We start from the raw sequence: 24,132 nt of genomic DNA on the forward strand, positions 1-24,132 counted from the left end.
CCTCAATAACCGGTTGGTGGCATGGGTTCGTTCTTCGGTTCGGCCAGACGCATCTCGTCTGTATTGTCCGTGCCGAGTTCCTGAAAGGCGCGGTAGGTCAACACCAGCAGGAAGGCGAAGAAGGAAAAGGAAATCACGATGGCCGTGAGGATGAGGGCCTGTGGCAACGGATTGGCCGTGTTACCCGGCAGCGCATCCAGCCCCGCTGCAATGATGGGCGGCACTTCCCGCGTCAGCCTGCCCGAGGTGAACAGCAGCAGATTGACCGCATTGCCGAGCAGCGCGATGCCAAGCAGCACGCGCACGGACTGCTTTGACAGCATGAGATAGATGGCAGCGGAAAACAGGATGCCGACAAGTACCGCGAAGAGTGTTTCCATCACGCATCATCCTTTTCTTCCAGAGCAAGCGCAATGGAGGTGATGGACCCGACGACGACGAGATAGACGCCGATATCGAAGGACATGACGGTGGCGAGCGGCACTTCCACGCCGAAGAGATGCGGATAGATCCACAGACCCGTCATGAAGGGCACGCCAGCGAAAGCCGAAATAAGGCCCGAGACGACCGCAAGCATCAGCCCTGCCCCGGCGATCGACAGCGGATGGAACCACAGCGCGCGACGCACCGCCGCCACGCCATAGGCGATGCCGTAGATCGCGAAAGCCGATGCCGCGATGAGCCCGCCGATGAAGCCGCCGCCCGGTTCGTTATGGCCGCGCAGAAGCACGAAGATCGAAAACACAATCATCAGCGCCGTCAGGAATGGGGCGACAGTGCGGAAAATCAGCGTGTTCATGCGCCTTCTCCTTCCGGTGCATCGGGATCGTTGTCGCGCGGCTTGAGGGTGGAGGAACCGGTGCGGATGCGGATCAGCGCCAGGATGGCAAGGCCGGTGATCATGACCACCGCGATTTCGCCCAGCGTATCCGTGCCGCGGAAATCGACGATGATGACGTTCACCACATTGGCGCCGTGGGCAATAACCTTGGAATAGGCGTTGAAGAATTCCGTCAGGCTGTTGTTGAACGTGCCTTGCGTGGCTTTGAGCAACAACAGCATGAAGCCCAGACCGCAGGCGACGGCGACCGTCCCATCCCCCAGCCTCTGAAGGAGCGGGCGATGATCGGAGGGCATCAGCCGCAACCGCGCCATGACCAGCGCAAGAATGACGACGGACAGCGTTTCGACCATGAACTGGGTGAAGGAGAGATCCGGCGCACCAAACAGCAGGAAGAGAACGGCGACGGCAAAGCCCTGAATGCCGAGCGCGACGATGGCCGTGAGGCGGTTGCTGGCGGTGAGCACGGCAACGACACCGATGGCGGCAATGGCAAGAAAGACCCATTCATGCAGCATGACATCGGCAGGCCATGCCGGCAGCGCCGGAAGCTCGCCATAGACGATGGGCGGAACAAGGAGGGTTACGGCAACCAGAACGAAGGTGGCCGTCACGTAGACATCCATCCGCCCCGGCTGCACGAAACGGGTGACGGCCGCGGAGAATTTCACCAGACCGGCAATGAAGGCATCGAACGCGCGGTCCGGTCCCGGTCCCAGCGCATCGATGAATTTCGTCATCAGCAAGCGCGCCTGAGCCAGCCGCCAGAAGACGAGTGCGCCGAGCGCCACGGTGACGACGGAGAGCAGAAGCGGCACGCCCAGATGCGGCACGGTGGACATCGTCACCTGAACCGGCTTGTCCTCAATGGCGCTGGCCATGGGTGACGAAATGAAGCGATGGGCGGTTGAGGAAAACAGGCCCGCGAGAAGGCCAAGGCCCGCCAGCACGACCGGGCCAAGCCACAGCAGAACCGGACCCTCATGCGCGTGCTTCGGCGTCTTCACCGGCTTGCCGAGGAAGGGTTTCAGCGCCACGGCGAAGGCAATGGCAAACATCAGGGCATTGCCGACAACGGCAACAGCGGTGAACAGGATGGCGCGAGGATTGCCGCCCGCAAGTGCGTAGTAGATCTCTTCCTTGGCGAGAAAGCCGAAGAACAGCGGCAGACCACCCATGGAAAGGGCAGCCAGAAGCGCCGCGCCAAAGGTAATGGGCATGGCCGAGCGCAGACCGCCAAGCCGCGTGACATCGCGTGTGCCTGCCTCGTGATCGACAATACCGGCCACCATGAATAGCGCGCCCTTGAACAGGGAATGCGCCACCAGATACAGCACGGCGGCGGAAATGGCATGCTCCGTATCAAAGCCCGTCAGCATGACCAGAAGACCGAGCGAGGCCATGGTTGTATAGGCCAGCATCAGCTTCAGATCCGTCTGCCGCAGCGACAGGAAGGTTCCCACAATCAGCGTGATACCGCCGAAGAAGGGCAAGAGGATTTCCCAGGCGGGTGTTTGCCCCAGAACCGGGTTGAGCCGCATCAGAAGATAGACACCCGCCTTCACCATGGTTGCCGAATGCAGATAGGCGGAAACCGGTGTTGGCGCTTCCATGGCGTTGGGAAGCCAGGCGTGAAACGGAAACTGCGCCGACTTCGTGAAGCAGCCGCCCAGAATGAGCAGCAGTGCCGCGAGATAGAACGGGCTTTCGCGCACCAGATCACCGCCATGGATGAGGAGCGAAAGCTGGGTAATGCCGCTGATGTTCCAGAGAAACAGCAGGCCCGCCAGCAGCAGAAGACCGCCGCCGCCGGTGATGACCAGCGCCTGCAGGGCCGAACGCCGTGCTGCTTCCCGCGTGTGATCAAAGCCGATCAGCAGGAAGGAGGTGATCGATGTCAGCTCCCAATAGACGAACAGCATGAGGAAGCTATCCGACACGACCACGCCCAGCATGGAGCCCATGAACAGCAGGATGAAGGCAAAGAAGCGCCCCTGCTGCGGATGGCCCTTCATGTAACCGCCCGCATAGAGCACGATCAGCGTGCCGATGCCGGTGATCAGCAGCGCGAAGGTGAGCGAAAGCCCATCGATGAACCACGAAAAGGACAGGTTGAGGCTCGGCACCCAGGCATAGCCACCCGTGACGACCTCACCATTGGCTATCTCCGGCAGATGGGAGGCGAAGTAGAAAAACGAACAGGCGGGCGCCAGCGCCAGAATCCACGCAGAATTGTGTCCGAACTTCCGGGTCAATGGCGAAGCAACGACGGCGGCTAGGAAGGGAAGCAGGAGACAAAACAGGGTGATCACTGTGTGTGCTTCCTTTCTGGAAATTGCTGCGATGCATGCGCCGGACGGCACACTATTGACGAGAATCCCTCGGGTCGGGAGCAGACTTCTTACGGCAACAAAACAGCTGGCTCAATGATTTTAGGCAAAAAACACCCGTCTGGCGTCTTTGTGATCGCCCTTTCCCTTCTTATCTTAGGGACAAAGAGAAGGAGAAACCCATGAGCGACGTCAAGACGAAAGTCGAAAAGAGCGATGCCGAATGGCGCGAGCAGCTGACGCCCGAGCAATATCGCATTCTGCGGCAGCAGGGTACAGAACGCGCCTTTACCGGCCCCTACTGGAATTCCAAGGACACGGGACTTTATCGCTGCGCCGGGTGTGATGAGCCGCTATTTCTCTCCGATACAAAGTTTGATTCCGGCTGCGGCTGGCCGAGCTATTTCGAGCCGGTGAAGCCCGATGCCGTGCGTGAACTGCGCGACACCTCGCATGGCATGGTGCGGATCGAAATCCGCTGCGCATCTTGCGACGGGCACCTCGGCCATGTCTTCCCCGATGGCCCGCCACCGACCGGCCTGCGCTACTGCATCAACGGCCATTCCATGGTGTTCGAGCCGGTGTGAACCGGTCGTGCCGGGAGCGACCATTGCCTGTACTTGGGCCGAATGACATTTTCGATAGCGATGCGACCGGTCTTCCGGGCGCTTTTGGCTGGTGACAATCTTGCCTACGCCCCGCGACGTCATCCTTGGCCGTGTGCCGAGGATCTACTGACGTCCAATAAGATCAAKCGGTTGYAGATGCTCGGGACAAGCCCGAGCATGACGGAAATGTGGGGCAAGCCCTTCGTCAACAAAYTGGCGACCGGTCTTCCGGTCACTTTCGACCGGTGACAATCTTGCCTACGCCCCGCGACGTCATCCTCGGCCTTGTGCCGAGGATCTGCTGACGTCCAATACAATCAATCGGTTGTAGATGCTCGGGACAAGCCCGAGCATGACGAAAGTGTGCGGTAAGCCCTTCGTCAACAAATGGACGAACGGTCTTCCGGTCACTCTCGACCGGTGACAATCTTGCCTACTCCCCGCGACGTCATCCTCGGCCGTGTGCCGAGGATCTACTGACGTCCAATACAATCAAGCGGTTGCAGATGCTCGGGACAAGCCCGAGCATGACGGAAATGTGGAGCAAGCCCTTGGTCAACAAACTGGCAACCGGTCTTCCGGTCGGTTCGACAAAGCGGTCTACGGCCCCAAGCAGATCGACAAATTTACGCCTCGAGCCGCTGTGTGTTCTGCAACTGGCGAGCATCCGCTGTCAGGAAAATTCATTTTCACGCTGAGCGCGTATATCCTATGGTTGTGGCAGGAAGGGCGGTAACGGGCCTTTCCCGGAGCCTAGAAAACTCTGTGCCACAGACGGTCGGTGTCGACCGTCAAAATGACACCCCTCAGCCATAGGTTCGTGGCTGAGGCGGTGGTCTTATGTCTATAAGGTCCACTTCCCACCTTTCTATGGTCGGGGAGGCCCTGACCATGTCCAGAGCTTCGGCTTAAAGGTCAGGGCGGTCGTTTCTGTGGCGATTTTTCTAGCTCCCCGGCCACCAGAGGTTCTCGCCTCCGGTGGTCGCTTCTTCTTGCGAGGTGATTTTGGGGAGATAGAGGGAATGCCGGATTACAATTTCTGGGCCGACCTGCTGGATACGTGGCAGGCATCATCCGACTGGATCAAGGCGCTGAAAATCCTCACGCCGCCCGCAGGCTTGATTGGCATTCTTGCTCTTCAACTGTGGTATCGTCTTCAGGTCAAAGGCTTGGGCACAGGCATGGCCACAGACATGGGCACAGGCTTGGGCACAGGTGCCATTCATCGACCGCCTGTGGCCTATGCACCGGGGGAGCCAGTTGGCGAACAGGTGCTCGGTGCATTGATCGATCTGCGCAACGATCTTCAGAGCGGGTTGCGTTCCGGCGGAAATCGCTCTCTTCCCGCGCCTACAGCACTCCAGGGCGAGGACGGACAATCAGACCTGAAATCCCGGCTTCGCCGGATCATCACGAACGACTATCATCGCGGCAGCAGCCCGGAAGAGGCGCTGCGGCGGGCGCGAGATATCCTTGACCGGCAGGATGGCGATTGAGGCGTTTCACGATTTTTCAAAGGCACGAACCTCTCCTAGACCTAACCCCCCTCTGTCCTGCCGGACATCTCCCCCTCAAGGGGGGAGATCGACTCGTGGTTGGCCCTTCGTCCCCAAGCTTTGCTTTGATTATGCAGGAAGATTTCCTCGACAGGAGATGATGAGCGAGCGTCAACCGTTTTCCCGATCTCCCCCGCTTCAAGGGGGAGATGCCTGACAAGGCAGAAGGCGGGTTCAGCATCGCGCCAAACTCTCGGGCCTCCGCCTTGCGTTCCAAACGCTCAGCCTGGATCGCCGCTGCCGGTTCTCAGTTCCATGCAGGTGAGATCCAGCCAGCGACCAAACTTCACGCCGACCTGCGCAAAGGTTCCGACATGGCGGAAGCCCAGCGCCTCATGCAGGCGGATGGAGGCCTTGTTTTCCGCCTCGATGCAGCCGACCATGACGTGGATGCCACCCGCTTTCGCGCGCTCCACCAGTTCCGTCATCAGCAGCCGACCGATGCCCGCGCCGCGATGCTGATTGTGCACATAGACCGAGTGTTCGACCGTATGGCGGAAGCCTTCGAAGGCCCGCCATTCGCCATAGGCCGCGTAACCGGCGACCTCCCCGTCACGGTCTGCGACCAGAACAGGGAACCCCTTGGCCTTGCGCACCGCATACCACTGGCGCCGGTTTTCAAGATCGACCAGGTTATCGTTCCAGATGGCCGTCGTGTTCGCCACGGCATCGTTATAGATGGCAAGGATGGCGGGAATATCGGCCTCGGTGGCCTCTCGGATGACGGGCGCAGCACTCATGGGATTGTCCACTATGATAAACGTTTCGTCTCGCTTATCAGATGATGTGGGGACGCGTCCAGCACCGCTCACGCGCTTGCGGGCGTGAGGCTGAAGCAGGTGAGCACTGCAGAATAATGCACCATGGCGGCGGAGATGACGAAGCCGTGCCAGATGGCATTCTGGAAACGCAGGCGTTCCCACACATGGAAGATGACGCCGAGCGAATAGATGACGCCGCCAATGACGATAAGCCACAGCGTGATGGACGGCAAAAGCTCAGACAGGGGTGCCACGACCACGATGCCGCTCCAGCCCATGCCGAGATAGAGCAGGATGGCGAGCCGGTCATACCGCCCCGGAAAGACACATTTCAGCGTGATGCCGAGTGCCGCCACCGCCCAGACAAAGATCAGCATGCCGAAGATCAGCGGATCATTCGCGCCCTTTTGCAGGAACGGCGTGTAAGTCGCTGCAATCAAAACGAAAATTGCCGAGTGATCGAACCGGCGCAATATCCATTTGGTGCGCGTATGCGGCCAGATATTGTAGGTGAAGGACACGGACAGACAGAGCAGCAGGCCGATGCCATAGACCCAGGCGGCAGCCAGTTCGCCATGGCTTGCCCACAGCGTTGCATAGAAAATCAGCGCGGTGACCCCGATCAGGGCCAGCACGATGCCAATGCCGTGCACCACGCCATCGGCCACGATCTCATGAAAATCATATCTGCGCCCGAAGGCGAACAGTTCCGTCATATCGTCCCAACACTCTTCAAATCAGTATCCAAGATGCCGAAGAGCATAAAATGATGCAACGGAGGAAATATGAAGACGCGCATCACTTTGTGTCATGCGCGTTCAAACATCGTCAAAACTGACGGTAGCGTCAGTTTCTCCCCATCTGGACAAAGCTTCCCTGCCACACGGCGTCATCCTCGGCCTTCTGCCGAGGATCTGCTGACGTTCAATAAAATCACGCGGCTGTAGATGCTCGGGACAAGCCCGAGCATGACGGAATAGGGTGTTCAGACGTCTATCGGCAGCTTGAAGTAAACGAGGGGCGTCGTTCCCGTTTTCACTGCTCTTTCATGCAGGTACAGCAGAGCGCCGCATGCGGAACCGCTGCAAGGCGCGCCTCGCTGATCGGCTCGCCGCATTTGGCGCAGGCACCGAAGGTTCCAGCCTCGATGCGGGCAAGGGCTGCCTCTATGGAGGCAAGCTCCTTCTGACCCGCCTCACCCAGACCTTCGAGCACCTCGTCATTGTTGCGCTCGATTGCCCGGTCGTCATCATCGGGATTGCCGGGCTGATCGAGGTCCGCCTCGATCTTGTGCAGACGGCGGTCGAGTTCGTTGCGGCGCGCTTCGAGCACCTGCTGGTAATGTTGCGTATCCATTAGCCCCCCCCCTGATCAGCGGTCTACGAGAACCGAGCACTTGGCATGGCGCACGACGCGGTCCGCCGTCGCACCGATGAGATAGTTGGAGAAGTCCGGCTTGTGCGAGGCAAGCACGATGAGATCTGCGCTATAAGCCTGCGCGGCGGCCAGAATTTCGTGGGCCGGTGCGCCCGTGCGCACATCGATGCTGGCTGAGGTGCCCACACGTTCGCGCAGGTCCTGAAGCTTGGTCATCGCTTCCTGGCGTGCCGACCCCAGAAGATCCGTCGGCACGTCGATGGCCAGGTAGCTCGGCAGTTCTTCAACCACGTTGACGAGCGCGATCTTGCCACCCTGATCGAGAAGCGCGACGGCTTTCTTCAGAATTTGTTCGCCACGATCCAGCTGGGCGATATCGATGGCGACGACGATGGATGCGTACATGTGCGTGATCTCCCGAGATTTGATGAAGCCATTCTCCGTCTTGAGAGCGAAAGGCGCCTTGATGGAAATCAAACTCGGCGCCACGGACTATCGTTCGTTATTGGTGAACGAAGTTTCGCCAATCAACCACCTTTCTTGAACGCAGGCGTGGGCGCATATTCAGGTCATCTTGAACACGGCCCAAGGCTTATCCGATGTCCGATACGACCCTGCCCTTTGCATTGACCCGACCCGCGCATGTGGATGCGGCGCATCTGGTGGTGCGCGATCTGGACCTTGTGAGCGGATATTACCAGCAGGCAATTGGCCTGTCGGTGCTGGAGAAGAACACGAGCGGCGTGGTTCTCGGTGCCCATGGCACACCGCTTCTCACGCTTTCCACGGGTGGGCAGGTGAAGGCTGCGCCACGCAATGCAGCCGGGCTTTTTCACACCGCTTTTCTGGTGCCCAACCGCCGGGAGCTTGCCGCCTGGCTGGCACATGCCGCTCATAGCGGTATCCGTTTAGAGGGCGCATCCGACCATCTCGTCAGCGAGGCAATCTATCTGTCTGATCCGGAGGGCAACGGCATCGAGATCTATCGGGATCGCTCGCCGTTGGAATGGACCTATCACGACGATGGCACGGTCGAAATGGCAACCGATCGGCTCGATCTCCAGGCGCTTTACGACAGCGCACCCCAGGAGCGTTTCGCCGGCATGGCGGCTGGTACGGCCATTGGCCACATTCACCTGCAGGTGGGCAATATTCCGGAAGCCGATGTCTTCTACCGCGACGTTCTGGGCCTGAAGATCATGGCGCGCTATCCGGGTGCCAGCTTCTTTGCCACGGGTGGCTATCACCATCATGTGGCGGCCAATATCTGGAACAGCCGAGGGGCGGCGGCTCGACAGGATGCGATGAGCGGCCTTTCCGATTACACCCTGCGTTTTGCCGATGAGGCGGCTTTGACAAAGGCTCTGGCTGCGCTTGAAAAACTGGAAATTGCCACCCGGAAGACGGCCTCCGGCTGGGCGCTGAAAGACCCTTGGGGCATCGGGCTCAATCTCGTGGCTTAAGGGTAACCGCAAGACATGGCATGTCCCAGTCTTGATCGATCCCTTTCAACACCCCCCTCTGTCCGGCAGGACAGAGGGGGGTTATTCGGCGGATTATTGAGGTAAACTGCACCCTAATCCTCCCTCACCCACAAGTTGGAACCTGTCTCCTGTTCGCGCGTTGTCGGCCATCATTCAGGGGGTCTTCCATGGGTACGACGATCGCCGGTCAAAACCGGCAGAATGCCAGGCACAAGCGTCAGGTGTTGGAACACGAGGCTGCGCGCCAGGACGAGCTTGCGGTCTACAATAGCGATGCAACCGAGTTCTCCCCGCTTGGTCGCGAAGCGCTGGAAGTGGCCAAGGCCTGGGCGGTGATCGGCATTTTCCTGATCATCGGCTTTGCTGTCGTGCAGCACCTCTCGCTCATTCTGAAGCCGGTGACCCTCGCCATCGTGGTCGGCATGATTCTCGGCATGGTGGCCGAGCGCATGGGCCAATATGGCATTCCCCGCTTCGGCATCGCCTTCATTCTCTCCAGCCTCGTGATGGTGTCGATCTTCCTGATCGTGAACGCGCTGGCGGAACCCGTCGCCACCTTCGTCCAGTCAGGCCCGATGATCGTGGAGCAGGCGCTGGCGCGTATCACGCCCTTTCTCGAGCAGCATCACTGGCTGAACATTACACCAGCGACCTTCGAGACCGGTCCGATGTCCATGGAAAAGCTGATGGAAAACAGCACCAATATTTTAGGGGTCCTGTCTTCCAGCGTCACACCGGCCATTATTCAGGCGCTCATCTTCTTCGCCGGTCTTCTTCTGTTTCTATACGGTCGACTGAAACTGCGCCGCGCCATCATCATGGCTTTTCCCTCACGCCGCCAGCGTTTGCTGACGATCCGCATTCTCAACGCGGTGGAGGAAGTGCTTGGCTATTACTTCGCGACAGCCAGCCTGATCTATCTCGGCCTCGGCGTGGTGATGACCCTGATTGCCTATTTCGGCGGGCTATCCATGCCCATCCTGTGGGGCATCTTCGCCTTCCTCTCCAGCTTTGTGCCCTATCTCGGCATCACGCTGATGACGCTTTCCGTTGCGGTGGCGGGCGTTCTTTCGCATGATACACTGCTGATCGGGCTTCTTCCGGCCTTTGCCTTCTTCACCATTCACCTGATCATGGAAAACCTGCTGTTTCCGGCCGTCATGGGTCGGCAATGGGAGATCAACCCGTTCCTCGTCTTCATCGCCATCCTGTTCTGGACCTGGATGTGGGGCGCGATCGGCGCGATGCTGGCCCTGCCACTCTCGCTGATCGTGATGACGATTGCGCAGGAACTCTTCCCCGAACGCAAAACGGCGCCGCAGCTGCCGGGATGAATTGGTAAATGGGAAAATGCCGGGGCACACATACCCCGGCTTTTCCTAATTATACAGATAATACTCGCCCCATTCTTCGCGCGGGACCTTGGAGCCGACCTTGTAATCGAAGGACTGGATGGTCAGACCATCCTCCGCTGTCTTGCACTTGTATTTCAGGCGATACCAATCGCCCGCGCTGCGGAACACGGCACCGGGGGCTCTCAGCAGGCCTTCGGTCTCCTCCGTATCGGCAAAGGTGTAGGCAATCACCTTGTCGGGCTTGTAGCCCTCGCCTTGCTTCGCAATCCGGCTCATGGCTTCGATATCGCAGCGCTGTTCCCGCCGCTCTTCCGGGGTCAGGCGATCCAGTTGGCGAATGATGCTATCATCCAGCGCATAGGCAGGCAGGACCGCCGCACCGGTCAGAACCAGTGCCGCGGCAGTCATGGTTTTTATCATGTCGGTTTCCATCCAATATGACTCGGACGGGCCGGAAACTAGGCAAGCGACCCCCGCTTGGCTACCCATCAGACTGAAAAAATGTAAATCGTGATCAGGTTTTGGCGCAGGCGTCGGCTGAAAGCACGCGGGATGCCCGCTTGTTATGACGCGATGTTCCGCCTATCTCTGGGGCACATTCACATTGATGCCGGAGATGATCCTTGGCCTATAACCGCAAAGCCTTTTCCAACCTTCCGCAAGCCCCCGTTGCCGCCAGGAAGCCGCAGACCGACACGCGCCACGGCCTGACCCGCACGGATGACTACGCGTGGTTTCGCGCTGACAACTGGCAGGCGATGTTCAAGGATACCTCCATTCTCGACCCGCAGATTCGTTCGCATCTGGAGGCCGAGAACGCCTATATGGAAGCGGCACTGGGTGATACGGCAGAGCTTCAGAAGCAGCTGTTTGCCGAAATGAAGGGCCGCATCAAGGAAGACGATAGCTCGGTTCCGGTGAAGGACGGGCCATACGCCTACGGTACGCTGTTCGTCACCGGTGGCGAGCAGCCGCATTACTTTCGAACACCTCGCGACGGCGGCGAACGCCATGTGATGCTGGATGGCGACAAGGAAGCAGCCGGCAAGGATTACTTCCGTCTGGGCGGCCTTGGGCAGAACAGCGACCACAGCCACGGCATCTGGGGCTATGACGACAAGGGTTCGGAATACTTCACGCTGCGTGTGCGCAACCTCGAAACCGGGGAAGATCTTGCCGATGTGGTGGAAAACACCTCCGGCGGCGGTGTCTGGGCGCCCGATGGCAAGAGCTTCTTCTACACACTGCAGGACGAGAACCACCGCCCCTCGAAGGTGTTCCACCATATCATCGGCCAGCCGCAATCGGCAGATCGACTTGTTTACGAGGAAAAGGATCCCGGCTTCTTCATGGGCGTCGGCGGCTCGCTGCTCGACGATTTCATTTTCATCGACATTCATGACCACGAGACGTCCGAATACCGGCTGCTTTCCACCAAGGATTTGACCGCGGAACCCATGCTGGTGGCGGAGCGCGAGGAAGGTGTCGAATATTCGATGACCGAGGGCGGCGATGTGTTCTACATCCTGACCAATGACGGCGATGCCAAGGATTTCAAGATCGTGGAAGCGCCGGTGACGGCACCGGGCAAGGAAAACTGGACCGAGACCGTGCCGCATGAACCGGGTCGCCTCATCCTTTCCCACGCCGCCTATGCGCGTCATCTGGTATGGCTGGAACGGCGCGACGGGCTGCCGCGCATCGTGGTGCGCGAGCGGGCAACGGGTGCGGAGCATGCCATTGCCTTCGACGAAGAGGCCTATTCGCTGGGCCTGCACGGTGCGGCGGAATATGATACCGACGTCATCCGCTTCTCCTATTCCTCCATGACGACGCCGAGCCAGCTGTTTGACTACAACATGGTGACGCGTGAACGGGTGCTGCTGAAGACGCAGGAGGTTCCCTCCGGCCACAACCCGGATGATTATGTGACGCGCCGCGTCATGGCGCCTGCCCATGACGGCGAACTGGTTCCTGTCTCGCTGCTCTACCGGAAGGATACGGTTCTGGATGGCTCCGCGCCCTGCCTGCTCTACGGTTATGGCGCCTATGGCGTGACGATCCCCGCCTCCTTCTCCACCAATGCGCTGTCGCTCGCCGATCGCGGTTTCGTCTACGCCATCGCGCATATTCGTGGCGGCAAGGACAAGGGTTTTGCCTGGTACGAAGACGGCAAGATGGAGAAGAAGCAGAACACCTTCAAGGACTTCATCGCGGCAGCCGATCATCTGGTGAAGGAAGGCTTCACCAGCTTCGACAACATCATCGCCGAAGGTGGTTCGGCTGGCGGCATGCTGATGGGGGCGATTGCCAATATGGCGCCGGAGAAGTTCGCCGGCATCATTGCCGCCGTTCCCTTCGTGGATGTGCTGAACACCATGCTGGACGACACGCTGCCGCTGACGCCGCCGGAGTGGCCGGAATGGGGTAACCCGATCGAGTCGGAAGAGGAATACAACTGGATTGCCGCCTATTCCCCTTACGACAATGTGGCGGACAAGCCCTACCCGCCAATCCTCGCAATCTCGGGCCTGACCGATCCGCGCGTGACCTACTGGGAACCGACGAAGTGGGTTGCGCGGCTGCGGGCGACAGCTCCGGAGGCCGGACCCTATCTCCTGAAAACCAACATGGCGGCAGGCCATGGCGGCAAATCCGGCCGTTTCCAGCGGCTGGAAGAAATCGCCTTCGAATATGCCTTCGCCATCAAGGTTGCGGGCAAGATGTGAGGCTTTGCTCTACGAATTCCCGGACGGAAAACCGCAAATACACTTTTCCTGGGAATTCTCTAGTATCTTGCGGAATTACTCGTTCCGCGCTAGTCTTCAGGAGTTCTCCCGACAGCGGTAACTGCCGGGAGAGTTTCGCTTAGATGAAGAAATTGACCCGCACGATTGCTGTCCAGCCCGTGCGGGTTTTCTTATTTTCAGCTTTGAGTACTGCCGCTTTTTTTACTTGGAGCGCGGAGCTTCACCCCCCTCTGTCCTGCCGGACATCTCCCCCTCAAGGGGGGAGATCGACTCGTGGCTCTCGTTCAGCATCTGGCGAAGCTGCCGATTGCGGAGAACGGATAAGGTTCGATAGGTCGAGCGGGTTACGCTAGCCAATCTCCCCCGCTTCAAGGGGGAGATGGTCGGCAGACCAGAGGGGGGTATCAGGGCCTCAGCAGTTTGATGAAGCCCCTTCCCTCAATCTATTCCGCAGGAGCAGCTTGCAGGCGGCGGCCCGCGCGGCGGGACTTATCAAGCCTCCAGCGGAGGAGATCGATCACCACGAAAGCGAGCAGGCTAAGCCCCATCAGCGGCAAGGCAAGGCCAAGCGCGACAGCCACGACCAGCACGCCGAGTTTTGCAGGCCAGCCGAGATAGAGCCAGGACTGCGCGAGCGTGCGGGCTGGCGCACCTGCGGCTGGGCGGCGTTTCCACCACAGGATGTAACCATAGACGATGGAGACCGAGAGGGCCGCGCCAATCAGCACCATCACGATCTGGTTCACCAGTCCGAATTTGATGCCCATGTGCAGATCGATGCCCCAGCGGATGAGCTTCGGCACGATGGTGAAGGTGGCGAAGTCAGCGCGGCTGGTCACTGTCATCGAACGTGGATCCACGGCAACCGTATCCACCTGCGTGGGCGTGGAGCGGTCATATTCGCGTACCATCCAGGCCTTGTCGGCGGACTTGGACGGACGGATTTCCACCATCGGACTGTCGATGATGCCGGAGGATCTTGCCGTTGCCAGAACCTGATCGATCTGCGTGGCAGGATCCGGCAGACCTGAAGTGGTGGGCGCAGTGCTTGCCTTGCCATGATCGGCATGGGCGGAATGATCCGTATGGCCTGCGTGATCAGCGGCGGGCGCAGCAACCGATTCCAGCTTCAGCGAAACCGATGGCGTGACCCAGTTCAGCGACTGGCGAAGCGCATCGATGTTATCGCCCGCATATTTCGACCAGGTCAGTCCCGTTGCGGAAATGAACAGAAGACCAATTCCGATCCAGACCCCGATAGTGGAATGAACCCGACGGAGGCTGGCGGTTGCGCCTTCCTTGGACTGCGTTCTTGCAGTGTCTGTCTTACGGCGCCAGAACCAGAGCAGGAAGCCGCCGAGGGTCGCAATCCAGAGCCAGGAGGCCGCCAGTTCGCTGTAGTTGCGGCCGAAATCCCCCAGCAGCATATTGCGATGGAAGATATCGATGACCCAGCGGATCGGTAGCACGCCGCTGGTACCGTAGACGACGAGGTCGCCCTTCACATCCAGCGTGACCGGATCGACGAAGACTGCGCGCGTTTCGGATTCGCCGAGCGTCGGATCAGCAAACATCACGCGGGTCGTCTTGCCCATTTCGGTTGCGGGGCGAACAGCGAACAGGGATTTGTCCGCACCATGATAGGCACGGGCCGCGTTGACCTGCGCCTCAAGGCTCAGCGGCTGGCCGGAGGAGACGCCGTTCAGGTAGCTTCTGTAGACGTAGTTCTCGAGCTGCGGCGTCAGCACATAGGCCGTGCCCGACAAGGCCGCGACCAGAATGAACGGCCCGACGAAGAGCCCGATGTAGAAATGCAAGCGTGTGAGGAAGGCGCGAAGCTCGCCTCCTGTGGCAGATGCCACGGGCTTCTGCGTTATCTTTTTTGACTGTGCTGCGGTCATGGCTGACCTCCAGCAGAAAGGGAGATGGTTTCAACGAGACTGGCGCAGAGCTGCGCGCGCGGACTGGCACATCCGCCTGACGGAAAAGATGACATGATTTGCTCCATGAGCTTGAAAAGAGGCGGGAAAACCCCGCGTTCAAGGCATCATGAAAGCTGTGGTGGCCCTCTGGCATGCGGCGCATGGAAGGGCTTGGCAGAGAGCGGTGTTTCTGCCTGAGCCTGCCAGACAATGGTCTGAGCCGTGGGTTCATGCGGCGGAAGAATGCGCAGGAAGCTGGCCAGACCGGGCGCGATGCCGCAGGCCAGCTGACAGAGCGCCAGACATTGCGCTTTTCCCTCGGAGCCTGCCGGATCTTCTCCGGCAGCGGAGCCCAGGTGGGTGGAACAGATGGTAAAGTCGCCGTTCAGCGCCTGTACCACCATGCTTTGCTGGAAATAGGCACCGATGAAGAGCTGCAGGACGAGCGCATAGGAGAGCAGAAGCGCCGTCAGGCTCCTGCCCAGCAGACCCGCCGGTGCTTTCTCTTCAATCCCCATAGCGTGCAGCTTTGCCACAGGCTCTGCGTGCTGTCATCCAATGCTCAGGCGTTTTCCCCCGCGACATTTTGGCAGGGGATCATGCCGCGGCCTCGTATCTCTTGCGGTTGGCCTCGCGCACGGCAGCCCAGTCGAACGGCGTGATGTCGTGCTTGTACATACTGTCGAGATGTTTCTGCCAGGCCTCTTCCTCTCCCTTCTTGCCGCTCCAGATGGGCGCAAACGGAAATTCCTGAAGGTAATCATTCGTCGTGTTGTTGGTATATTTGAGGAGGTTTTCATCAAGACGATCGCCTGCCCTGTCGAATGCCTGTTCGGTTTTGAAATTCTGCCAGATCGCCAGACCGACGAGCGCCATGGCGTTGACGAGATTGAAGGCAGCTCCAAGCGAAGCCATGATGGCCCCGCTGGTGCCCATGAACAGGGTTGCGAAGCGCGATGCCTTGAGGATGGCCGCGGGCACCAGGGCTCGGGTCAGAGAAATCGCGCCATCGACGGCAACGCCGATGTCAGTGCCGATAATGATGCCGTGGAAGATTTTCTCCGCCGTATCGAGCCTGCCGGCCTTCAGACCTTGCACGAAGGTGAAGATATCGACCGGTAGCCAGGCGATATCGACCAGACCGCCCATCATGGAACCGCCCTTGGCAAGACCCACGCGTGCCACTTCCTTGGCGTGATCGGCGACAAGACCTGCCGAAAGCAGAATGGCCTTGTCCGACAGCGGCCTGGATCCCTTGAAGGCCGGCGACATCTTGGAAGACACAAAGTCCATCAGGTGGCCACTTGTTGCCGCTGCCGTGAGTACGTGGCTGGCAATGCCTTCCGGCGTACTGCCCTGTCCCAGCATGACGGACCCATGAATGGTGCGGGTTCCACTGATGAACATTGTGCCCATTTTCGCCAGAGCCTTCTGCTGCTCCTCGACACTGATGGACCCTTTGAAGGTATAACCTCCCGATTGCGCCAGCTGCGTTGCCGTGGCGAAGAGCTTCTGCATCGAGCCGCCCGGCTTGTTCATTCCCCACATGTTGTACATCAATGCGCACCATGTTGGTGGAAAACTGCTTCACGCCTTCCGCATCTTGCCCATAGAGACCTTTCGCCACGGCGGTAGCATAGGTTTCCACGATATTGTCAATTGCTTTCCGACCGTGCGCAACTCCATCTATAATAGGCTTCTGGACGGTGCTATTCGGCAGGATTGCCTGGATGTCGTCTGCCATTTTGGAAGAAAGCGGCTCCAGAGTCGCAATGCCGTAGCGCTTGATCAGGCCAGCTTCCCATTGACGGCCTTCGGTGCCAAAGATTTTCCTGGCCAGAGCACTGTTATCGGTTCCCGTATCTCTGAGCGATCCCTGAGGATCGTTGCCCGCCGAGAGGCCGCGGCCTTCATAACCGACGCCAAGCGACATGAGTGCCTGCGTCTTCGCCAGGTCATAGCCCGTACCTGCCCCGTAGGTACCCATCATGAGATGATTGCCGGTGAGATTGGCGCCGCGCACCAACCCGTTCAACGCAGTCGTGACTTCGTTGGCATAGGCTGCCATCGGGTTGTTTCTCATCTTCAACGACAATCGAACACGTTCAAGCGCACCATTGAGATCCATGGCGGTCATGCCGGTATCGAGCCTGCCGATAAGAGGCCGCAGTTCCTGAAGGACTGTTTCGGTGAACTGGGCGCGCTTGGTCTTTTCGGCCTCCCCGGCTCCGAAAACCGAATTGGCCATCTGGATCACACTGGGCAAGAAGGTTGCAGTCAAGCCGTCCTGCGCAAGATTTGCAGAAACACCCAATGCCCTCAGTTCTGCCAGTGTCTCGGGATTCATCTTGATCCCGGCCAGCTTGTCGGCAAGTCCCGAGGTTTTCAGATCAAGACCGAGGTCCACATGGGTTTTCCCATCGATGATCGGTGTCATCATGCCCATGTTCAGTTTCAGGGCCTCGGGCACATTGAGGTTCTGAATAGAAGCCAGAAGCATCGAGGTATAGGAAGAAGATGAGTCTGGCAGCAGCGGCTCGATCTTCGACGTATAGAATTCGTTGTAGCTGTTATTGATTACATCCTGATGCTGTTCAATTTCCGCAGCACCCAGCACGCTACCGAAGGCCTTCAGTGCCGAATTGTAATTGGTCAATATCGACAGTTCATTGGCGCCGCGCGCAGCCCCTCCATTGAAAATACCGCCATCGAGGATATCCGCTTTGAACTGCGCGTTTATATCCGTGCGAAGTTTCTCAACCGCATCGGTATAGGCCTGATCGTATTGGGCCTCATCGTCCTGAAAGCGCTTCCCTTCCAGGATCTCGCGCGTCCCTTGCAAATATTCGGAAGCCAGAAGGCCTGAAACGGCAGGATCTTCCAGCAATGTCTCCATGCCCTGCTGAATATCCTTCAGCACCTCCGGCTCGTTCAGGATCGTTTTTGAATTGCCGGTGTTTTCCTGCTGGCGCGCGTCGCGATAGGCCTCGAACTGGGACTTGACCTTCAGCAGATCGATATAACGGGCGACCTTTTGTTCAGCGGAATAGTTTTGCGGGTTCTGGTAGATGTCCATACCATCGGGCGCGCGCACCACGCCTGAATATTTGCCGTCCAGATAGGCGAAGAATTCCTTGTTGATCCGCTCCGAACCGGTCACCTTGCCGATGAGTTCGGACATGGATTTCGAGGCCTCGACGGAATCGACCTTCTGCTGCTCCAGCTTGCTGGGCTGTATCTGCGATTTCAGCCAATCCTCCGTAATAGGATTGCCTTTTTCGTCATAACCAACCACTCGGCCGGAGGTCACCCCGCCCGCGCCGGAATCAGTTTCCGTACCAACTCCCTCAGACGTCGTGCTGGTGAGGCTGGCAGAGGCGGAGGTCGGCTCGGTCGCATCGATGGAAAGAGTGCTCCTGTCGCCTGATGCACTGTTCGAGGAGAGCGTAGACGCCTGTCCGCGGCCTGAACTGCCCGAGCCCGAAGCCCCCGAACCCGGCGTCCTTGACGCAGTCGTTGAAAGCGTCCGCACCGTGGTGCTGCTGCCGGATCTCAACGTCGAGGCGCCTGCCGATGATGAGGAGCCGGTTGGCGTCCCCCCGGAACTTGAACTGCCAGATCCGGAACTACCAGATCCGGATCTGCCGTCCGGCCCGGACTTGCCCAGCGGATCGATCTTGCGGGGGGTGGTCGACACTGTATCCCGAGACGATGTGGCCGTTTCCTTTTCACGTTCCAATGTTGTTTTCTGTGCAGCTGTCCCCGATGGCGAAATTCGCATGTATTCCACCTCTTTACTGTATTATTTACGTAAGAAAAATTTTATTAAATATATTTTCCTTTTCAATTGGCGTTTTTTATTGTTTATCAAGTTAAAATGCATTGATTCTCAGTGATTTACTGACTCAATAACAAAATTGTTACAGCAATAGTATGATATTTTACTTTTGCGGTGGGTAGGATGATCTGCGCGGGCTGCGGCGGCTATAACAGGTGGTAAAGTCGCCGTTCAGCGACTAAACCACCATGCTTTGCTGAAAGTAGGGCCTGATAAAGAGCTGCAGGACGAGAGCACAGGGAAGCAGAAGCGCCGTCAGGCTTCTGCCCAGCAATCCCGCCGGTGCTTTGTCGTCAAACTCCCCTGCGCTATTTTTGGCAGGAGATCATGCCGCGGCCTCGTATCTCTTGCGGTTGGCATCCCGCACGGCAGCCCAGTCGAAGGGCGTGAGGTCGTGCTTGTACATGTTATCCAGATGCATCTGATAAAGCCTCTGTCGCATGGAATCCCCACCCCAGGGATCACCTGCCTCCGGATATAACTTCAGGTTGTCACTCGTTGTATTATCCGTGAGGGGCTTGAGGTTTGCATCGAGCCTGTCCCCTGCCTTGTTATATTCCTTTTCAGCCTTGATGTTCTGCCAGATGGCGAGGCCGATCAAAGCGCCAGCATTGATGAGATTGAATGCCGCGCCCAGCCCGGCCATGATTGCGCCCCCGGTTCCCGTAAAGAGAAACGCAAAGCGTGAACTCTGCAGAACGGTTGCCGGGATAACCGTGCGGGCTATCGCAACGGCTCCGTCCACGGCGACGCCGGCATCTGTCCCAATGATGATACCGTTGAAGATCTTCTCCGCAGTGTCCAGGTTGCCAGCCTTCAGGTTTCGCACAAAAGTGAAGATATCGACGGGCAACCAGGCAACGTCTATGAGGCCACTCAAGACACCACTGCCCTTTACGAAGGTCGTGCGGGCAAGCTGCTTTGCGGCATCCGCGTATTCGCCAATGTTCAAAAGGATTTTGGCGTCTATGGAGGGTTTGATCTTGGAGCCGACAAAGTCCATGACGTGAGACATGCCCTGAGCACTCGTCAGGATCTGGGACGCGAGACTGCTGGGATCGAAGCTGCCTGCCCCCATGACACCGCCATGGATCGTGCGCGTGGCACTCAGGAATAGCGTGGAGTATTTGGCCATGGTCTTCAGCTGATCATCCACGCTGACCGACCCTTCAAAGAAGTTGCCTCTTTCCAGGGAGGCGAGTTCCATCGCCAGCTTGTACGTCTTGTCCAGGGATCCGCCCGGCTTCAAGGCCGAATTGAGGTTGTAGGTCATGCGCACGACATTTGTGGCATATTCCTTCACGGCCGCCTCATCATTGCCGAACAGCCCTTTTCCAACGGCAAGCGCATAGTTCTGAAGAACCTCATCGACAGCCTTCTTGCCATAGGCCGTTGCATCGATGAGGGGGTTGTGAACCACACTATTTGGCAGAAGCGTTCGAACATCACCGCTGAATTTATTGGCGTAATACTCAAGTCCCTCGGTCCCGAACCGCTGAAGCGCGCCGGAATCCCACATCCGGTTTTCGGTGCCGAAAACCTTTTTCGCAACCCCGCTATTGTCTCCGCTTCCATCACGCAGAACACCTTCAGGATTTTTCGTCTCAGCCAGTCCCTTCCCTTCATAGCCCACGGCCAGCATGGTCAGCGCCTGCACGTCTTTCAACGCAAAGCCAGTGCCCGCGCCATACATCCCGTCCAGCAGCTTGTTGCTCGTGAGGTTGGCGCCACGCATCAAGCCGTTCAGCGCAGTCGTCACCTCATTGCCGTAGGCCGCCATGGGGCTGCCGCTTCGGCGCAGGGACAGACGCACCCGCTCCGCCAGGCCGCCGAAGGTAATGGGATCGACGCCGCCATCGAGCCGCTCCATCAAGGGCCGCAATTCCTTCAGAACAGTGCTGGTAAAGCTATCCCTGTCTGCCTTCTTCGCTGCAGAGGTGCCGAAAACCTGCGTGGCAATATTGGTGACCGTGGGAAGGAAGGCAGCCGTGAACCCATCCTTCGGTATGCCGGGATCGAGACCAGCCGCATTCATATCCTTCTGCGTCTGAGGATCGATCTTCAAGCCGCCAAGCACCTGCATGAAGCCGTCTGTCTTCAGCGCAAGACCAAGCTCCTTGTAGGCCTGACCATCGATGGTGGGTGTGACAAGGCCGACATTGTCCCGTTGCGCTTCCGGTACATTGAAGTTTGACGTCGCATTGAGGATCAGAGCATTCAGGCTGCCAGCCGTATCCGGCAGCAAGGGTTCGACCTTGTTGCTGTAAAACTCGGTGTAGTGCTTCTGGATCGTGTCTTGAAACGGAGCAATATAGTCGGCTCCAAGAACACTGCCGAAGGATTGCAGAGCCGTATTGTAATTGATCAGAATCGTGCGCTCATTGACCCCGCGCGCCACGCCATCGCGGAAAATACCCCCATCTACGATCTGGCTCTTGAACTGGTCCTGAAGGTCCGTGCGCAGATGGTTGACCGCATCGGTATAGGCTTGATCGTATTTGTTCGTGTCTTCCTGGAACCGCTTTCCTTCCAGGATTTCACGGCTACCTTGCAGATATTCGCTCGACAACAGGCCCGCGACCGTCGGATCCTCCATGAGCGTTTCCATGGCCTGCTGGATATCTTTTTCCACCTCCGGCTGGTTGAGGATGGTGCGCATCTGACCGGTATGCGGTTTCAGGCGCGCTTCCTTGTAGGCCTCGAATTGAGCCTTGACCTTCACAAGGTCGACATATCTCGCCAGCTTCTGTTCCGGAGAGTAATTCTGCGGGTTCTGATAAACATCCATCCCTTCAGGCGGACGTTGGGCGTTTGCATATTTCTGATCGAGATAGTTGAAAAATTCCTGGTTCAGACGCTCGTTTCCAGAAACCGTATTAATTATCTTGGATAGAGAACTTGACGCTTCGACGTTGTCGACTTTCTGCTTTTCAAGCTTGTTTTCCGGTATGTTGCGTTTCATCGACACGTCGGTAACCGGATTGAACTTCTCGTCATATCCCAGCACGCGCCCTTCCACGGTCGTCACCGTACGCTGATCAGGATCCGGCTGCAGATCTGCCGGTTTGATCGGCTTTTTGGCTTCGGGCTTCTTGGTTTCCGCTGAGGTCTGTCTGGAAGAACCCTCAGGGCGCTTCAAACCTTCATACGATATAAATTTACGGCTGCTGGCGGGCGGAGTTATTTTCCGGGGCTGCTGTGTTTCCTGTATCGCTGGCGCGGTCTCTTCCTTTTTTTCTTCAGTGCGCAGCGAAGACACTTTCGCTTCGTTATTATTAAGCGAAATCATAGCCATCCGGCCTCCCCCCTTATATTAGGATTATTATTTCATGATGTTTTAATACTCATTCCCCGCATAGATTACATTTTATCTTCGCATAAATGTAAATAGCCAATCGTTGACAATTTGCATTTCTGCAAGTTTAGATTAGCTTATTAGGAAGTAATTATTGTAATATTGTCTGATGACGCAACGCACCGGATCTGATCGATCAACAACCAGTCGTTAAGCAAACGCGTTATAGTTTGATTCGGATTTCATGAGTGTCGGCACGAACCGGCGCTCCGGTCGGCATGAGGTGGACACTTGGAGACGTCAATCTGGCTACTCATCTCCGTGATGGTGCTGGCCGTTCTCATCATTCTAGGCGCCATCCGCGCGCCGGATGCACCCGGCCGCAAGGCATTCACCCTCTCCATTCTTTTCGCGCTGTCCTGGACGGCGGCTGTTCTTGCGCGGCACTCCTCCAGCGATCTCGATTTCAAGATCTGGGCCTGCAAATTTGCCTGGTTCGGCATTATCGGTACGCCGCTCTATTGGTCACTGAGCTTCCTGACCTATGCGCGCGGGCGGGACGTCGAAAAGGTGTGGCAGCTCGTTGCCATCGGGCTTATCAGCAGCACTTTCGGCATCCTCGCACTGACCAACGACTGGCACAGCTGGATGTATATCCGGTTGATCGACGAGACGACGATGCTGTTCGAACATGGCTGGCTTTATCCGGCCGCCATGATCTTTGCCTATTCGGCCATGGCCATTGCCTTCGTGCTGGGCCTGACGCTGACGATCCGCGCCCGCGGCATTCATCGTTGGCAGTTATGGGCGCTCCTGGCCTCGGCCTTCTTTCCGCTGGTCGGCAACGTGTCCTACACGGCCTACGGCTTCACCATTTTCAACGACGACCCGACACCCTTCATCTTTGCGGCAACCGGTGCCTTCATGCTGGGCGCGCAACTGTTCGGACAGTTGTTCGTACTACCCCCTATCGGCCGTGACGCGATCTTCGAGGTTCTGCCGGACCCGGTGATCGTGCTTGACGCGGAGAACCGTATCCTCGAGCTCAACCCAGCCGCCTCCGCCCTGCCCGGCATGCCGCGCCAGGCGATCGGCAGTTCGCTGTCCATGCAACCGGAGTTTCGGGCCATTCTCGAGGCTCCGGCCTCCAGCGAGGGCGAGCGCAGCGAACTGACACTTGGCGGCTACGGCATTTTCGAGATCTCCGCGCACTCCCTGACACCCTGGGGACGCCGCGGCGGACGCATGATCGTGATGCGGAATATTTCGCTGCGCAAGGCGGCGGAAGAACGCATGGCCGCGCTTTCCCGCGATCTTGAAGCGCGCCTGCACGAAAACGTCTTGTTGCAGACCCTGCTGAAGGAGGAGGCATCCCGCGACCACCTGACCGGGCTCTATAACCGGCGCCATGCGCAGGACATTCTGCCCGCCCTCTTCCAGGGCAATCTGGCGCGGGAGCGCGTGGCAGTCGCCGTTGTCGATATCGACCATTTCAAGCTGTTCAACGATCGGTATGGCCACCAGACAGGCGATACGGTGCTGAAGCTGTTTGCCGCCATGCTGACGGAAGATCTGGGTGCACAAGGGCAGGCATTCCGCTGGGGTGGCGAGGAGTTTCTGGTCATCCTGCCCGATTGCACGCGGACGGAGGCGCTTGCCCATGCCGCCCGCTGGCAGGAGCGACTGTCCGCGACCGAGATCCCCGGCGTGACGGATCTGGCCCTCACCTTCTCCGGCGGGCTGTTCATCGCGCTGAAGGACGAGGTCTCCATGGAAGAGGCCGTGAAGGCTGCCGATACCGCCCTTTACGCCGCAAAGGCCGCCGGTCGAAACCGAATGGTAACCTTCGGCGATTATGCCGGGTTGCAGCAGCCGGACAAGAAGAGCCTTGCGCTTTCGCGCTGAGTGCTGGACCCGAAGCACCACCCGGCAAGCCTGAAAAGAAGTCAACCGTCCAAACCTGCTCCGCGCGCACCACGCAAGCCTCGCGCAAGCTTCGCGTATTAAGAAGTGGT

General features: G+C 58.3%; 19 protein-coding genes. 7 read left to right on the plus strand and 12 right to left on the minus strand.

Annotated elements, in window-relative coordinates; genetic code table 11:
• Positions 1-2: 2 nt before the first annotated feature.
• Genes ASD54_RS01820 through ASD54_RS01830 form a run of 3 tightly spaced genes read right to left on the minus strand, consistent with a single transcriptional unit; the run spans position 3 to position 3,153 of the window.
• Entirely contained in the window at positions 3-380 is a 378-nt protein-coding gene (locus ASD54_RS01820) for a Na+/H+ antiporter subunit C (protein WP_062552881.1), read from the minus strand.
• Positions 380-799, minus strand: coding sequence for a Na+/H+ antiporter subunit B (locus ASD54_RS01825; RefSeq protein ID WP_062552882.1), 420 nt, complete (start codon positions 797-799; stop codon positions 380-382). Before ASD54_RS01825 ends, ASD54_RS01820 begins: the two co-directional genes overlap by 1 nt.
• Complete coding sequence (locus ASD54_RS01830; protein ID WP_156379011.1) at positions 796-3,153, minus strand: putative monovalent cation/H+ antiporter subunit A; 2,358 nt, start codon at positions 3,151-3,153, stop codon at positions 796-798. Before ASD54_RS01830 ends, ASD54_RS01825 begins: the two co-directional genes overlap by 4 nt.
• A 200-nt stretch (positions 3,154-3,353) precedes the next feature.
• Here ASD54_RS01830 and msrB point away from each other — a divergent pair, with 200 nt between their 5' ends.
• Positions 3,354-3,758 carry a peptide-methionine (R)-S-oxide reductase MsrB gene (msrB, locus tag ASD54_RS01835; RefSeq protein ID WP_062552883.1) on the plus strand — a complete coding sequence of 135 codons (405 nt, stop codon included), beginning with the start codon at positions 3,354-3,356 and terminating at the stop codon, positions 3,756-3,758.
• 1,043 nt (positions 3,759-4,801) lie between these two features.
• On the plus strand, positions 4,802-5,275 hold the full coding sequence (locus tag ASD54_RS01840) for a hypothetical protein (RefSeq protein WP_062552884.1): 474 nt from the start codon (positions 4,802-4,804) through the stop codon (positions 5,273-5,275).
• 281 nt (positions 5,276-5,556) lie between these two features.
• Here ASD54_RS01840 and ASD54_RS01845 read toward each other — a convergent pair whose 3' ends face one another.
• From ASD54_RS01845 to ASD54_RS01860, 4 genes are all read right to left on the minus strand, one after another.
• On the minus strand, positions 5,557-6,075 hold the full coding sequence (locus tag ASD54_RS01845) for a GNAT family N-acetyltransferase (RefSeq protein WP_062552885.1): 519 nt from the start codon (positions 6,073-6,075) through the stop codon (positions 5,557-5,559).
• Between the two features lie 68 nt (positions 6,076-6,143).
• Positions 6,144-6,812 carry a hemolysin III family protein gene (locus ASD54_RS01850; RefSeq protein ID WP_062552886.1) on the minus strand — a complete coding sequence of 223 codons (669 nt, stop codon included), beginning with the start codon at positions 6,810-6,812 and terminating at the stop codon, positions 6,144-6,146.
• A gap of 319 nt (positions 6,813-7,131) precedes the next feature.
• The gene (locus ASD54_RS01855; RefSeq protein ID WP_062552887.1) at positions 7,132-7,452 is read right to left on the minus strand and encodes a TraR/DksA C4-type zinc finger protein; all 321 of its coding nucleotides are present in this window, start codon (positions 7,450-7,452) and stop codon (positions 7,132-7,134) included.
• A 15-nt stretch (positions 7,453-7,467) separates the two neighbouring features.
• Positions 7,468-7,878, minus strand: a complete 411-nt coding sequence (locus ASD54_RS01860) for a universal stress protein (protein ID WP_062553230.1) — start codon at positions 7,876-7,878, stop codon at positions 7,468-7,470.
• 194 nt (positions 7,879-8,072) lie between these two features.
• On the opposite strand from ASD54_RS01860, the gene ASD54_RS01865 reads away from it, so the two are divergent.
• Together ASD54_RS01865 and ASD54_RS01870 are read left to right on the plus strand one after the other, a co-directional pair.
• Complete coding sequence (locus ASD54_RS01865; RefSeq protein ID WP_062552888.1) at positions 8,073-8,936, plus strand: VOC family protein; 864 nt, start codon at positions 8,073-8,075, stop codon at positions 8,934-8,936.
• A gap of 188 nt (positions 8,937-9,124) precedes the next feature.
• Positions 9,125-10,291 carry an AI-2E family transporter gene (locus ASD54_RS01870; protein WP_062552889.1) on the plus strand — a complete coding sequence of 389 codons (1,167 nt, stop codon included), beginning with the start codon at positions 9,125-9,127 and terminating at the stop codon, positions 10,289-10,291.
• 45 nt (positions 10,292-10,336) lie between these two features.
• On the opposite strand, the gene ASD54_RS01875 is transcribed toward ASD54_RS01870, so the two are convergent.
• On the minus strand, positions 10,337-10,720 hold the full coding sequence (locus ASD54_RS01875; protein WP_244484653.1) for a DUF930 domain-containing protein: 384 nt from the start codon (positions 10,718-10,720) through the stop codon (positions 10,337-10,339).
• Positions 10,721-10,935: 215 nt separating this feature from the next.
• Here ASD54_RS01875 and ASD54_RS01880 point away from each other — a divergent pair, with 215 nt between their 5' ends.
• Positions 10,936-13,041 (plus strand): S9 family peptidase, encoded by a 2,106-nt coding sequence (locus ASD54_RS01880; protein ID WP_062552891.1) that lies wholly within the window; start codon positions 10,936-10,938, stop codon positions 13,039-13,041.
• Positions 13,042-13,505: 464 nt separating this feature from the next.
• On the opposite strand, the gene ASD54_RS01885 is transcribed toward ASD54_RS01880, so the two are convergent.
• The 3 genes from ASD54_RS01885 to ASD54_RS01895 all read right to left on the minus strand — a co-directional run bounded on the left by ASD54_RS01885 (position 13,506) and on the right by ASD54_RS01895 (position 18,294).
• The gene (locus ASD54_RS01885) at positions 13,506-14,963 is read right to left on the minus strand and encodes a PepSY domain-containing protein (RefSeq protein ID WP_062552892.1); all 1,458 of its coding nucleotides are present in this window, start codon (positions 14,961-14,963) and stop codon (positions 13,506-13,508) included.
• 146 nt (positions 14,964-15,109) lie between these two features.
• Positions 15,110-15,520, minus strand: a complete 411-nt coding sequence (locus tag ASD54_RS01890; RefSeq protein WP_156379012.1) for a hypothetical protein — start codon at positions 15,518-15,520, stop codon at positions 15,110-15,112.
• A 491-nt stretch (positions 15,521-16,011) separates the two neighbouring features.
• On the minus strand, positions 16,012-18,294 hold the full coding sequence (locus ASD54_RS01895) for a hypothetical protein (RefSeq protein ID WP_156379013.1): 2,283 nt from the start codon (positions 18,292-18,294) through the stop codon (positions 16,012-16,014).
• Positions 18,295-18,385: 91 nt separating this feature from the next.
• On the opposite strand from ASD54_RS01895, the gene ASD54_RS01900 reads away from it, so the two are divergent.
• Positions 18,386-18,880: a hypothetical protein gene (locus tag ASD54_RS01900; RefSeq protein WP_156379014.1), complete on the plus strand. Its 495-nt coding sequence runs from the start codon at positions 18,386-18,388 to the stop codon at positions 18,878-18,880.
• 267 nt (positions 18,881-19,147) lie between these two features.
• Here the strand turns inward: ASD54_RS01900 and ASD54_RS01905 are convergent, their stop codons facing one another.
• Entirely contained in the window at positions 19,148-21,961 is a 2,814-nt protein-coding gene (locus tag ASD54_RS01905; RefSeq protein ID WP_156379015.1) for a hypothetical protein, read from the minus strand.
• Between the two features lie 447 nt (positions 21,962-22,408).
• On the opposite strand from ASD54_RS01905, the gene ASD54_RS01910 reads away from it, so the two are divergent.
• Entirely contained in the window at positions 22,409-24,022 is a 1,614-nt protein-coding gene (locus ASD54_RS01910; protein WP_156379016.1) for a diguanylate cyclase, read from the plus strand.
• Positions 24,023-24,132: the final 110 nt, after the last annotated feature.

The sequence above is a fragment of the Rhizobium sp. Root149 genome, from assembly GCF_001427345.1.
GTDB lineage: Bacteria > Pseudomonadota > Alphaproteobacteria > Rhizobiales > Rhizobiaceae > Neorhizobium > Neorhizobium rhizoryzae.